Source organism: Bifidobacterium callitrichidarum (genome assembly GCF_003129905.1).
Taxonomy (GTDB): Bacteria; Actinomycetota; Actinomycetes; order Actinomycetales; family Bifidobacteriaceae; genus Bifidobacterium; species Bifidobacterium callitrichidarum.
Genome location: NZ_QFFM01000002.1, coordinates 39650 through 52236, shown reverse-complemented (window position 1 = coordinate 52236; position 12587 = coordinate 39650). Strand labels below are relative to the sequence as shown.

Below are 12587 nucleotides of genomic sequence, written 5' to 3'. Positions count from 1 at the left end.
CCAATTGGAAGGAAAGTAATCCATGACCGAATTCAAGGAGACCGAACTGGACGAACGCGCCATCAAGATGGCCAAGGTCCTGTCGGCCGACGCGGTTGAGAAGGCCGGTTCCGGCCACCCCGGTTCCCCCATCTCCCTGGCGCCCGTCGCCTACACCCTGTACCAGCATTTCATCAAGCATGATCCGAACGATCCCAACTGGGAAGGCCGCGATCGCTTCATCCTTTCGGGCGGCCACGCATCCCTCACCCAGTACGTTCAGCTGTACTTCTCCGGTTACGGCCTGACCCTGGACGACCTCAAGCACTTCCGCGGCGGCGCCGACACCCGCACCCCGGGCCACCCGGAGTACGGCCTGACCCCGGGCATCGAAATGACCACCGGCCCGCTGGGCCAGGGCTTCGCCTCCGCCATCGGCTTCGCCTACGGCGAGCGTTTCCAGCGCGGCCTGCTCGACCCGAACACCCCGAAGGAAGAGTCCCCGTTCTACCACAAGATCTGGGCCATCTGCGGTGAAGGCGACATCGAGGAGGGCATCTCCGGCGAGGCCGCTTCCTTGGCCGCCAACCAGAAGCTCGGCAACCTGACCGTGATCTTCGACGCCAACCGCATCCAGATCGAAGGCGACACCAACCTGGTGCTGGCCGAAGACGTGCTCAAGCGCTTCCAGGCCTACGGCTGGTACACCGACGAGTTCAGCTTCATCCAGCCCGACGGCTCCTACAAGGAGGACATCGAGGGCCTGGCCGAGGTCATCGCCAAGGCCGAGAAGGAAGCTCCGGATCAGCCGAAGCTCATCAAGGTCCACTCCCTGATCGCCTGGCCGACCCCAGGCAAGACCAATGACCCGTCCTCCCACGGCTCCAAGCTGGGCGCCGAGGCCGTCGCCGGCCTCAAGGAAGCCCTCGGCTACGATCCGGCCGAGTCCTTCCACGTCGACGAGGAGGCCCTCGCCCACGCCCGCAAGGTCGCCGAGCGCGGCCTGGAGGCCCACAAGGAATGGGACGAGAAGTTCGACGCTTGGCGTAAGGCCAACCCGGACAAGGCCGCCCTGTACGACCGTCTGAAGGCCGGCGAGCTGCCGGAAGGCTTCGACAAGGCCCTGGACGACCTCGAGGCCACCTTCGAGGTGGGCAAGAAGGTCGCCACCCGTGGCGCCTCCGGCTCCGTCCTCAACGCCATCGCGGCCGTCATGCCGGAACTGTGGGGCGGCTCCGCCGACCTCGGCGGTTCCAACAAGACCGACCTCAAGGGCGCCGCCACCTTCGCCCCGGCCGAGTGCGCCACCAAGCAGTGGCCGAACTGCAACGAGTTCGGTCGCCAGCTGCACTTCGGCGTGCGCGAGTTCACCATGGGCTGCATCACCAACGGCATCCTGCTGGGCTCCCACACCCGTCCGTTCGGCGGCACCTTCTTCATGTTCTCCGACTACGAGCGCTCCGCCGTCCGTCTGGCCGCCCTCATGGAGATCCCGAACCTGTACATCTGGTCCCACGACTCCGTCGCCGTGGGCGAGGACGGCCCGACCCACCAGCCGGTCGAGCACCTGGCTTCCTTCCGCGCCATCCCGCAGCTCGAGGTCATCCGTCCGGCCGATGCCTTCGAGACCGCCGAGGCCTACCGTTACTTCTTCGAGAAGAAGAACACACTGCCGGGCGCCATGGTGCTGACCCGTCAGGGCGTGCCGGTGCTCGCCGAGACCGCCGCCAAGGCCAAGGAAGGCGTCAAGAAGGGCGCTTACATCCTGGTTGACACCGAGGGCACCCCGGACGTCATCATCATGGCCTCCGGTTCCGAGGTCCAGTGGGCCGTGGCCGCCGCCAAGACCCTGGCCGAGAAGGGCGTCAAGGCCCGCGTGGTCTCCTTCCCGTCCATGGAGTGGTTCGAGGAGCAGGACGCCGAGTACAAGGAGGCCGTGCTTCCGGCTTCCGTCAAGGCCCGCGTCTCCGTCGAGGCCGGTGTGGCCATGCCGTGGTACAAGTACCTCGGCACCTACGGCAAGCCGGTGTCCATCGAGCAGTTCGGTCTGCAGGGTGACGGCGCTCAGAACATGATCGACCTCGGCATCACCGCCGAGCACGTGGTCGAGGCCGCCGAGGCGTCCATCGCCGAGGCCAACGCCTGATCGCGAATCGATTCATAATTCAATAGCAATCTGTTGGGTCCCCTCCACGATGAGGGGACCCACTAAACAAGGAGAAAACAAATATGACTGAAGCAACTCAGCGTACGTCCGATTCCGGCGTTTCCATCTGGCTGGACGACCTGTCCCGCTCCCGCATCGAGTCCGGCTCCCTGCAGGACCTCATCGCCAACAAGAACGTGGTCGGCGTCACCACCAACCCGTCCATCTTCCAGAAGGCCCTGAGCCAGGTCGGCCCGTACGACGAGCAGCTCAAGGAGCTCGGCAAGGTCGACGTCGAGACCGCCGTGCGTGAGCTCACCACCACCGATGTGCGCAACGCCACCGACATCTTCCGCGAGATCGCTGAGAAGACCGACTTCGTCGACGGCCGTGTCTCCATCGAGGTCGACCCGCGTCTGGCCCACGAGACCGAGGCCACCGAGAAGCAGGCCGTCGAGCTGTGGGAGAAGGTCAACCGTCCGAACGCCATGATCAAGATCCCGGCGACCCTCGAAGGCCTGCCGGCCATCACCGCCACCCTGGCCAAGGGCATCTCCGTGAACGTCACCCTGATCTTCTCTCTTGAGCGCTACGAGCAGGTCATCGACGCCTACATCGAGGGCATCGCCCAGGCTGCCGCCAACGGCCACGACCTGAAGCACATCGGCTCCGTCGCTTCCTTCTTCGTCTCCCGCGTGGACACCGCCGTGGACAAGCTGCTGGAAGCCAACGGCTCCGACGAGGCCAAGGCTCTGGAGGGCAAGGCCGCCGTGGCCAACGCTCGCCTGGCTTACGAGCTGTTCGAGAAGAAGTTCGCTTCTGATCCGCGTTGGGCCGAGCTGGCTGCCAAGGGCGCCAAGGTTCAGCGTCCGCTGTGGGCCTCCACCGGCACCAAGAACCCGGCCTACTCCGACTGCAAGTACGTTGACGAGCTGGTTGCTCCGCACATCGTCAACACCATGCCGGAGAAGACCCTGAACGCTCTGGCCGACCACGGCAACGGCGCTCCGTCCATCGAGGGCACCTACGAGGAGTCCCACGCCATCATCAACAAGCTGGCTGAGCTGGGCATCAACCTCAAGGATGTCACCGACAAGCTGGAGGCCGACGGTGTCGCCGCCTTCATCAAGTCCTGGGATTCCGTGCTGGCTGACGTGCAGTCCGGCATCGATCGCGTGAACGCCTGAGACTGATTGACCTGATGTGCCTTATGGCACATCGGTGAGTCCTGAAAGGGTCCGACCATTTTGGTTGGACCCTTTTCGTATATCCGGCCTGCTTCCCTGCAACATGGAGACGGGAAAAGTCACAGCCTTTCCAGCCACGCCTTCATACGACGCAGCCCTTCGGCCGTGTCCTCCGCGGTGCCGACATAGGAAAGCCGAACATAACCACGCCCGCGTGAGCCGAAGCCGGAGGCGGGCGTCACCACCACGTGCGCTTCGTTGAGCAATCGCACGGCGAAATCGTGATCGTTCATGCCGGTGGCGGTCACATTGATGAGGATATAGAACGCACCATCCGGCACGTTGCAGCTCACCAACGGCATATCAGCCACCGCCCGCGCCACCATGTCGCGGTTCGCCCGATATGCCGCCTTCATCGTGGACAGAATGTCCGCGGCTCCCTCCAGAGCGGCCACCGCGCCCACCTGCAGCGCTCCCGGCACACAGGAGACCACATTCTCCTGCATCACCGTCATCTGGTCGATGATGGGTTTCGGCCCGAACGCGCAGCCGATGCGCCAGCCGGTCATGGCGAAGGTCTTGGAGAACGAGTCGACGACGACCGTGCGCTCCTTCATGCCCGGCATCGCCGCGATGGACAGGCACCGCACATGGTCGTCGTACACGAACGCCCGGTACACCTCATCACTGATCACCCACAAATCATGGCGGCAAGCCACTTCGGCAATGGCGGCAAGCGCATCGGGACCGATGATGGCTCCGGTGGGATTCGACGGCGAGTTCAGCAGCAGCGCCCGCGTCCGTGGCGTGATCGCCGCCTCGACGTCCACGGCCCGCATGCGAAATCCATTGTCCTCGTACAACGGCACCGGCACCACGTTCACCTGCGCCATCTGCGCCTGACCAAAATAGTTCGCGTAGCCCGGATCCGGGATGAGGATGTCGTCGCCGGCGTCCAGCGTGGCGATCATCGCCAGATACACGGCCTCCATGCCGCCGGTGGTCACGATGATCTCGCCGGCCGGATCATAATCGACACCGTCCTGCTTCGCACGATACCGGCACCAGGCCTCGCGGAGCGCCGCCGTACCGCGATTGGGCGTGTAATGCGTGTCGCCATGGATCGCCGCCTGATACGCGGCGTCGATCATCGGCTTCGGCGTGTCGAAGCCGGGCTCCCCCACGGCGAACGAAATCGTATCCGGCACCCCGGCCGCCAATTCGAACATCTCACGGACGCTCGGATACAGCGCTTCCTGTGCGCGGCGTGAAATAGCAGGCATCCCCAAACCCCCTGATATTGCATGGATACGGCAAGTAGTCCTGCATTCTAGCCATACCGTGTTTCGGATGCGGCTGATGTCCAAACCAGTACCCATGCCCATTCATGTCCCGCATAATGTCACGATGACCACAACGTGAATGCGGATATGCCGTAGAGACCGGAGCGCCTTGACCGTGGTTTCCTCGGGCTGGTAGGTTCACGACTGGTTATATATGACGTTTGAAGGGACGACCCACATCATGCCCAATCCGATCGCACAACTGACCGCACGCCAACGTCTGCTGATGACGTTCACGTTCTTCTCGATGTTCTTCGGCGCGGGCAATCTCATCTTCCCACCGTTCGTGGGCGCCCAGGCGGGGGCCGCCACGCTTCCGGCCGCCATCGGGTTCATCGTCTCCGCGGTGGGTCTGCCGATTCTGGGCGTGCTGGCGGTCACATTCGCCGGTGGCTTCGACAAGCTTGCCGGGCGCGTCTCCCCCAAGTTCGCGTTGCTGCTCGGGCTCGCCATCATCCTGACGATTGGACCGTGTTTCGCCATTCCGCGTACGGCCACCACCTCGTTCGAAATGATGGTGGCTCCGTTCGTGCCGAACGGTTCCGCATGGCTTGCGCAACTCATCTATTCGCTGGTGTTCTTCACGCTGGCATTCCTGTTCGCCCAGCATCCCGAGAAACTGTCCAAGGTGCTGGGCCGGTTCATGGGACCGCTGCTGCTGGCGCTTATCGCGGTGCTGTTCGTGGCCTGTCTGGTACATGGCATCGGCACGGCGGCCGCCCCGTCGGGCAATTATCGGTCAAATCAGATGGCGCGTGGATTCCTGGACGGGTACCAGACCATGGATCTTCTGGCGGCGCTGTACTTCGGCATCGTGATTTCCGCGAACGTTCGCGCGCTGCGGGTCGAGGACGAACCGCAGGTGCAGCGTGAAACCGCGTTCGCGGGACTAGGCACGGGCGTGCTGCTCATCCTCATCTACGGCGCGCTGAGCTACGTGGGCGTGGTGTCCGGTTCGATCGCGGCCATCGATCCGGAACATGACACGGGTGCCACCGTGCTGACCAATCTCACGTCGTCGGTGTTCGGCGCGGAAGGCACGGTGTTCCTGGGCGTGGTGTTCGTCATCGCCTGCCTCAACGTGTGCACTGGCCTGATCTGCACGTGCGCCACATATTTCCATACCAAGTTCCCCAGCGTTGCGGGACGCGCGGTGAGCTACCGTGCCTGGCAGGTGATGTTCACCGTGTTCAGCTTCGTGGTGTCGAACGCCGGATTGAGCCTCATCATCAAGGTGTCCGTGCCGGTGTTGTCGGCGCTGTATCCGATGGCAATCGTACTGGTGCTGCTTGCCCTGACCCATCATGTATTCGCCGCACGATTCCCGCGCGTGTATTTCTGGACCGTACTGTTGGTCGGTCTGGTGGCGTTCGCCGGGTGCGTGGCTTCGCTGGTCTCCGTGTTCGGCGGCTCGCTGCCGTGGCTGGAGTCCGCGTTGAACCTGTTGCCGTTGCAAACCAAGGAGCTTGGATGGCTGACGCCCGCGGTCATCGGCATGGTGATTGGCGTCGTCGATTCGCTGGTTCGTGCGCGGCGCTAGCGCACCTTTGGGCTCCCTTCGTTGAAGGGAGCTGTCGAACGCAGCGAGACTGAGGGGAGTTCTCGGATAAGCCGGTGCTCCCCTCAGTCAGCTTCGCTGACAGCTCCCCTCAGCGAGGGGAGCCAAGAACTATATCCACCTGCGTGTATCTCACGCGGCCTGGGCGGCGGCCTCGTTGATGCAGCGGATGGCGTTGAGCGTGCGCGGATAACCGAGGTAGGGCATGCATTGGGACACAACGGCGATAAGGAACGCCTTCTCGTTGCCCACCCGAAGATTGGCGGCTGCATGGGCGGTCAGCTGCGGTTCGCAGCCGCCCTGCGCGGCGAGGAAGCACAGAGTGATCATCTCCCTCTGACGGGTGTCAAGACCACCGCGCGTGTAGTAGTCGCCAAAACAGTTGTCGGCCAGCCACTTGTTGATGTGTCGGGTCTCTTCCGGGCCGGATTGCGCGAATCCGCGCATGTGCTCGCCGAAGATGTCGATCTGCGATTGCTCGCCGGCGGCGGCTCGCGTTTCCGGCGTAGTGGTGGACTGGCCCTCCAACGGCAGACTTACGCCGAGGTCGGCAAGGACATGGTTGGCGATGCCAAGGAACGGCAGCACACGGCCGAATCCAAGGTAGGCGGTGGCCTGGTAGACGATTTCCTTGAGCTGGATCGGCGTCAGACCGGCATCCAACGCCTTGGGTGCCATCAAGGCGAACGCCTCATGGCCTTGGCAACCCAGCAATGCGGCGAGAATCGCCATCCAACGTGTCGGCTCGTCCAGCTCCGGATGGTTTGCACCCGGTTCGTGCCGTACTTCATCATCGACGAAGTTGCCGAAGAATTCAGCGAATTCGGGATCGGTGGTCTTGAGCGTATTGTCGGAGAACAACGATTCGGATTCATACTCCTGATTGACGGACATTGTGATCTCCCTCATTTCTGCCGCATGCGCGGTCGTGTCTACAGGTTTGCCGGACCATATCCCGCTCGGTCTCCCGGTCCGGCAGTCCTACCACCGGAAAGACACAGAACGAGAAGACCGTCGCGCTCGGCCCGACGCACCCATCCGTCGAGCTTCATGATCGCCTTCAGCGTATGGTCATGCCGGTTTCGGGTCAAATGCCTGGACCGCACCGCCAGGCATAATCGCAGGGCATGGTTCGCGGGACCATCATCAGGGGAATATGTTCATCAGACGAAATCGGCCCGTCACATCCAGTGAGACGGTTGCGGACAGTGTGGCCGTCGCGCTGCTAAGGTACGCAACGTATGCGTCTGTTCGCCCCGCGCAAGGATTGCGCGACCGCGACCGACGCCGGTACCGCAATCGCAGGCAATGCCGCATCGCACGTCGCTTATCGCGCGCCACGGCATGCCGCGCTCAGACAAAGGAGCAAGTCACATGACCTATCAGCACAACGCCCCGTTCCGCGCGGATGTGGTGGGCAGCTATCTGCGCCCGGCCGAGCTCAAGGCCGCACGCGCCGACTTCGAGGCCGGCCACATCGACGCGGCGGAGCTCAAGGCCGTCGAGGACAAGGCGATCACCGAGCTGGTGGCCAAGCAGAAGTCCGCCGGCCTGCACGTGATCACGGATGGCGAGTTCCGTCGCGCTTACTGGCATCTCGATTTCATGTGGGGACTGCAGGGCGTCCGCCGTGGCACCGCCCCCATCCAGTTCAAGGGTTCGGACGGCACCGCCGTGGTCGAGGCCGCCGGCGTGGATGGCGAGATCAGTGGTGAGAACCACCCGTTCGTGGAGCACTACCGTTTCGTCAAGGCCCTGGAGGATGAGAACACCATCGCCAAACAGACCGTGCCCTCCCCTGCCCAGACGCTGTTCGTGCTTCAGCAGGGCATCGCCGAGGAGGCCGTGAATCCGTATAAGGACAATGATGCGCTGGCCCAGGCCATCGCCGACGCCTACATCCAGGTGGCGCACGATCTGTATGAGGCCGGCTGTCGCACGCTGCAGTTCGACGACTGCACGTGGGGCGCATTCGTGTCCGAAGATTTCAAGGACACGGTGTTCGGCGTGGACGCCAAGACCGTGCAGCGTCAGTACGCGGCCGTGAACAACGCGGTGATCGCCGCCGTACCGGAGGATATGGTGGTCACCACCCACATCTGCCGCGGCAACTACCAGTCGCAGTGGTTCTCCGCCGGCGGTTACGGCCAGGTGGCGGATGTGCTCTTCGGCGAGGAGAACGTGGCCGCCTACTACCTGGAGTTCGACGACGACCGCTCCGGCGATTTCGAGCCGCTGGCCAAGGTGTCCGGGGACAAGAAGGTGGTGCTGGGCCTCATCACCTCGAAGAAGCCGGAGCTTGAGGATCCCGAGGCCATCAAGGCGCGTATCGCCGAAGCTGCGCAGTACGTGCCGTTGGATCGCCTGTGCCTGTCCACGCAGTGCGGTTTCGCCTCCACCGAGGAAGGCAACCACCTGACCGAAGCCCAGCAGTGGGCCAAGATCGCCCTGGTCCGTTCCATTTCGGAAGAGGTATGGCAAGACTAGTATTTTTTGGCTCCCCTCGCTGAGGGGAGCCAAAACTATCACGCCTGCCAGTAGTAGCTGAAGAAGTTCGCGATCTTGGCAGTGGCGTCCTTAAGCACTTCGATGCGCGGCAGGTAGACGATGCGGAAGTGGTCCGGCTCACTCCAGTTGAAGCCGCCACCACGGGTGATGAGGATGCGCTCGTCATGGAGCAGGTCAAGGGCGAACTGCTCGTCGTCGCGGATATTGAACTTCTTCACGTCGATCTTCGGGAAGATGTAGAACGCGGCCTTCGGTTTTACGGCGGTCAGGCCCGGAATCGAATTGATGGCGTTGTAGATGTACTCGCGCTGCTCGTACAAACGTCCGCCGGGCACGATGTAGTCGTTGACGCTCTGATGGCCGCCGAGTGCGGTCTGCACGATCGACTGTGCGGGCACGTTCGAGCAGATGCGCATGTTCGCCAGCATGTTCAGGCCTTCGATGTAGTCCTTGGCGATGCGCTTGTTGCCGGACAGCACCATCCAGCCGACGCGGTAGCCGGCGATCATATGCGACTTGGACAGGCCGGAGAACGTCACGCAGAACAGGTCGGGCGCGAGCGAGGCGATGGACGTGTGCGTGAGCCCGTCCATGACGAGGCGGTCGTAGATCTCGTCGGAGAAGATCATGAGCTGGTGCTCGCGAGCGATCTCCACGATCTCCTGCAGCACTTCCTTCGGGTAGAGCGCGCCGGTGGGGTTGTTCGGATTGATGAGCACGATGGCCACCGTGCGGTCGGTGATCTTGGCGCGGATGTCGTCGAGGTCCGGATACCATTCGGACTGCTCGTCGCACACGTAGTGCACGGCGGTACCGCCGGCCAGGTTCACGCATGCGGTCCACAGCGGGTAGTCGGGGCTGGGGATGAGCACTTCGTCGCCGTCGTCCAGCAGTGCGGACATGCACAGGTTGATGAGCTCGCTGACGCCGTTGCCGGTGTAAATGTCGTCGATGGTGACGTTCGGCAGGTTCTTGAGCTGCGCGTACTGCATGATGGCCTTGCGTGCGGAGAACAATCCCTTGGACGGTGAGTAGCCTTCGGTGTCGGTCAGCTGGTGCGCCATGTCATAGACGACCTCGTCCGGCGTGCGGAATCCGAACGGGGCCGGATTGCCGATGTTCAATTTCAGGATGTGTGTGCCGTCCGCCTCCATGCGGGCCGCCTCATCCACCACCGGGCCGCGTACGTCGTAGAGCACGTTATCCAACTTGTGGGACTTGCCGAAGGTACGGCGGCGGCCGGCGGGGATTTCGTTGTCGACGGGATGGGTTCCCGCTGGTTCATTGTGGTTCAATTTCAACGCCTCATTTCCGGATATGGTGATGATATCGTTGTCACGATTACCGGTGACATCGTTGTCATGCGCTGGTCGGGGAGCATCCTGGTTCAATTGCGGGGTGGATTCCTCGCCGCGCAGCCAGTTCGCATCCACGTCAAGCTCATCGGCGAGGAATGACAGCACGTCTTCCCTCGGCATGGTCTTGCCGGACACGTACTGACTGATATGGCTCTTGCCCATTTTGACGCCACGGCGTTCGGCCGCATGCACCAAGTCGATCTGCTTCAGTCCCCTGCTGTTCATCGCATTGCGCAGACGTTCCGCGAACACCGATACGCTCATCATGCCTCCAACCGAAGTTCAATTTCCTTTTTGAACAACGGTTCAAAGCATACGCCCAGTTCAAACACAGTTCAATTACGGCGTGTGATTTTTGGACGCTATTTCAGCAGCGGTTCGATTTCACTCCGGGCCGGGCAGGTGGCGGGACCGCGGCGGGTCACGGAGATGGCGGCGGCCACGTTGGCCACGCGCACCGCATCCAGTAGGGATGCACCGTGGATGAGTTCCGCGCTCATCACGCCCACATGGCAGTCGCCTGCGCCATTGGTGTCCACGGCGTGCACGTGGGTGGACGGTACGAGTTCGGCCCGCTCCCCCGCTTCGGGGCACACCCATGCGCCGGCCGCACCGGATCGCACGATCACCGGGGCATGCAGCCGTTCGCTCAGCGCGGCGCACATCAGTCCGGCGTCACCCAGCGGCGATGGCTTGTCGGCGTTGTCCCCGGCGACCTCGACGCCGGAGCGTTCGACATACCGATGGAAGTCGTTGCCCAGCCCGAGTCGACGGGCCAACGCCAGCGATTCCTCGTAGTTGCATGACCAGATCGGCCGATGTTCGATGATCGCGCCGAGCAGACGGTCCTCGGCACCGGCAGCCACGGATGACGGGTCGAACACCGTGGTGAACCGGTGCGAACGGTAGCGTTCCAAGAACGACAGCAATCCGCGTGAGGTGGGGTGGGCGAACGTGTATCCGTTGATATGCACGATGTCGCCGTCAGCGGGCGCGATGCCGTCGAAGCAATGTCCGTCACCTTGGGTTTCGGCGCCGCGCACCGTCACGAACGTGCGTTCGGCGCGGGCGTCGGTCATGGCGATGCAGATGCCCGAATCGCGGGCCAGGTCGGTCAGGCCGATGTGTTCGATGCCGTCGCCGGACAGTGCGTCACGAATCTGTGTGGCCCACGGGCCGGTGCCGATGATGCCGCCGTGTGCGGCGCCGACGCCCATCTGGCGTACGGCGTGCAGGATGTTGAAGCTGGAACCCACACGGGCCACGGCCTCGTCCGCGAAGGCGTCGCCGCCTGGTTCGGGCACGCGGTCGATGCGCATGGTCAGGTCCACGAGCATCTGGCCTAGGCTGATCACCCGGCCATTGGCACAGGCATCGCCTTGCGGGCCGCTCTCCCCCGACGACATCTTGGCCGGCCGCTCATCCGACTCGCCCACGCTCATATATTCCTCCTATCGGAGAGCGCCAGCAGCCGGTCGGCCGTGGACGCGAGGTCCAGTACGTTGATTTCCTGGACCGTGCGGGCCATCGTTTCGGGGAAGGCATCCGCTCCGTGCACCGCGCCGAGGATGGCACCGGTCATCGCGGCAATCGTGTCGGTGTCGCCGCCGAGGTTGGCGGCCACGACGAGCGCGTCATAGGGACGATCGGCGTACCGGGTGGCGATGGCGAACGCGGCCGGCACGGATTCATTGGCCTCCACGCTGGTGCCGATGATGGCACGCAACTGCTCGGCGAACATGTCATGGTCGTAGAGGTCGGGCGAGGCGTCGCCGGTATGGGCACGGGCCCAGTTGATGGCCCAGCGGGTGCGTGCCAGTACGGAGGCCTTGGGCGACCAGTGCCCCACGCCGTGCCCTTCGAACTTTCGCATGGCCAGGTAGGCGGTCACGTAGTTGCAGGCCATGAGCATGGCTTCCACCGGTTCGGAGCCTTCGATGCCGTAACTGACGGCGGCGGCCACGAGCATCGTGGATTCGAGACCCTGTTCGGTGTTGTGCGTCACGATGGTGGAGCGGCGGGCGATTTCGGCCAGGTGCGGGTCGGGGCGGTTGGCGATGCCGATGGGGCAGGCGCGCATGGCCCCGCCGTTGGTGGTGCCGAGGATGCCGGTCCTTTCCACATCCACGCCGGCCTTGAACTGTTCGAGCGCGCGTTTGGTGGAAGGGCCGAGCAGGTCGAGCGAGCCTTTGGCCCGCATGTCGTCCTCCCAATTGAGCAGCGCGTAGGCGTATTGACGGATGTCAAGCTCGCCGTCGCCGTCGATGAGCTGTTCGGCCAGCAGCAACGCCTGTTCGGTGTCGTCCGTGACCGAGCCGGCCCGCATATCCGGGGCGATGGGTTGGTTCGGGCATGCGTCCACGAACGCGCCTACCGGCCTGACACCGTATGCGGCCCTGATCTGTGCGGGTGACATGCTTTGCGTGGGCATGCCCAGTGCGTCGCCGATGGCGAGCCCGAGCAGGGCACCCACGGCATGATCGTGCATGGAACTGTTCACCATGCCTC

General features: G+C 63.4%; 9 protein-coding genes. 4 read left to right on the top strand and 5 right to left on the bottom strand.

Going from position 1 to position 12587, the window contains the following annotated elements:
- Positions 1 to 22: 22 nt before the first annotated feature.
- Positions 23 to 2125, top strand: a complete 2103-nt coding sequence (gene tkt / locus DF196_RS00940) for a transketolase (protein WP_109056066.1) — start codon at positions 23 to 25, stop codon at positions 2123 to 2125.
- Positions 2126 to 2208: 83 nt separating this feature from the next.
- Complete coding sequence (tal, locus tag DF196_RS00935; protein ID WP_109056065.1) at positions 2209 to 3312, top strand: transaldolase; 1104 nt, start codon at positions 2209 to 2211, stop codon at positions 3310 to 3312.
- A 119-nt stretch (positions 3313 to 3431) separates the two neighbouring features.
- On the opposite strand, the gene DF196_RS00930 is transcribed toward tal, so the two are convergent.
- Positions 3432 to 4595 (bottom strand): pyridoxal phosphate-dependent aminotransferase, encoded by a 1164-nt coding sequence (locus DF196_RS00930; RefSeq protein WP_158276221.1) that lies wholly within the window; start codon positions 4593 to 4595, stop codon positions 3432 to 3434.
- Positions 4596 to 4848: 253 nt separating this feature from the next.
- On the opposite strand from DF196_RS00930, the gene brnQ reads away from it, so the two are divergent.
- A complete protein-coding gene (gene brnQ, locus DF196_RS00925; RefSeq protein WP_109056183.1) occupies positions 4849 to 6195 on the top strand; it encodes a branched-chain amino acid transport system II carrier protein in 1347 nt (448 codons plus the stop codon).
- 150 nt (positions 6196 to 6345) lie between these two features.
- Here the strand turns inward: brnQ and DF196_RS00920 are convergent, their stop codons facing one another.
- The gene (locus DF196_RS00920; RefSeq protein WP_109056063.1) at positions 6346 to 7107 is read right to left on the bottom strand and encodes a carboxymuconolactone decarboxylase family protein; all 762 of its coding nucleotides are present in this window, start codon (positions 7105 to 7107) and stop codon (positions 6346 to 6348) included.
- Positions 7108 to 7587: 480 nt separating this feature from the next.
- Here DF196_RS00920 and DF196_RS00915 point away from each other — a divergent pair, with 480 nt between their 5' ends.
- Positions 7588 to 8700 carry a 5-methyltetrahydropteroyltriglutamate--homocysteine S-methyltransferase gene (locus DF196_RS00915; RefSeq protein ID WP_109056062.1) on the top strand — a complete coding sequence of 371 codons (1113 nt, stop codon included), beginning with the start codon at positions 7588 to 7590 and terminating at the stop codon, positions 8698 to 8700.
- A gap of 38 nt (positions 8701 to 8738) precedes the next feature.
- Here DF196_RS00915 and DF196_RS00910 read toward each other — a convergent pair whose 3' ends face one another.
- The 3 genes from DF196_RS00910 to DF196_RS00900 form a co-directional block, all read right to left on the bottom strand.
- Positions 8739 to 10343, bottom strand: a complete 1605-nt coding sequence (locus tag DF196_RS00910) for an aminotransferase class I/II-fold pyridoxal phosphate-dependent enzyme (protein WP_170114957.1) — start codon at positions 10341 to 10343, stop codon at positions 8739 to 8741.
- A 98-nt stretch (positions 10344 to 10441) separates the two neighbouring features.
- On the bottom strand, positions 10442 to 11521 hold the full coding sequence (locus DF196_RS00905; RefSeq protein WP_241519526.1) for a PfkB family carbohydrate kinase: 1080 nt from the start codon (positions 11519 to 11521) through the stop codon (positions 10442 to 10444).
- Complete coding sequence (locus DF196_RS00900) at positions 11518 to 12582, bottom strand: ADP-ribosylglycohydrolase family protein (RefSeq protein WP_206603761.1); 1065 nt, start codon at positions 12580 to 12582, stop codon at positions 11518 to 11520. The genes DF196_RS00905 and DF196_RS00900 overlap by 4 nt, the downstream gene beginning before the upstream one ends.
- Between the last annotated feature and the right edge of the window lie 5 nt (positions 12583 to 12587).

Bases quoted from the DNA above. Each gene is read 5' to 3' on its own strand.
- tkt (WP_109056066.1), top strand. From the start codon at position 23: ATGACCGAATTCAAGGAGACCGAACTGGACGAACGCGCCATCAAGATG.
- DF196_RS00915 (WP_109056062.1), top strand. From the start codon at position 7,588: ATGACCTATCAGCACAACGCCCCGTTCCGCGCGGATGTGGTGGGCAGC.
- DF196_RS00905 (WP_241519526.1), bottom strand. From the start codon at position 11,521: ATGAGCGTGGGCGAGTCGGATGAGCGGCCGGCCAAGATGTCGTCGGGG.
- DF196_RS00930 (WP_158276221.1), bottom strand. From the start codon at position 4,595: ATGCCTGCTATTTCACGCCGCGCACAGGAAGCGCTGTATCCGAGCGTC.
- DF196_RS00900 (WP_206603761.1), bottom strand. From the start codon at position 12,582: ATGGTGAACAGTTCCATGCACGATCATGCCGTGGGTGCCCTGCTCGGG.
- DF196_RS00920 (WP_109056063.1), bottom strand. From the start codon at position 7,107: ATGTCCGTCAATCAGGAGTATGAATCCGAATCGTTGTTCTCCGACAAT.
- DF196_RS00910 (WP_170114957.1), bottom strand. From the start codon at position 10,343: ATGAGCGTATCGGTGTTCGCGGAACGTCTGCGCAATGCGATGAACAGC.
- tal (WP_109056065.1), top strand. From the start codon at position 2,209: ATGACTGAAGCAACTCAGCGTACGTCCGATTCCGGCGTTTCCATCTGG.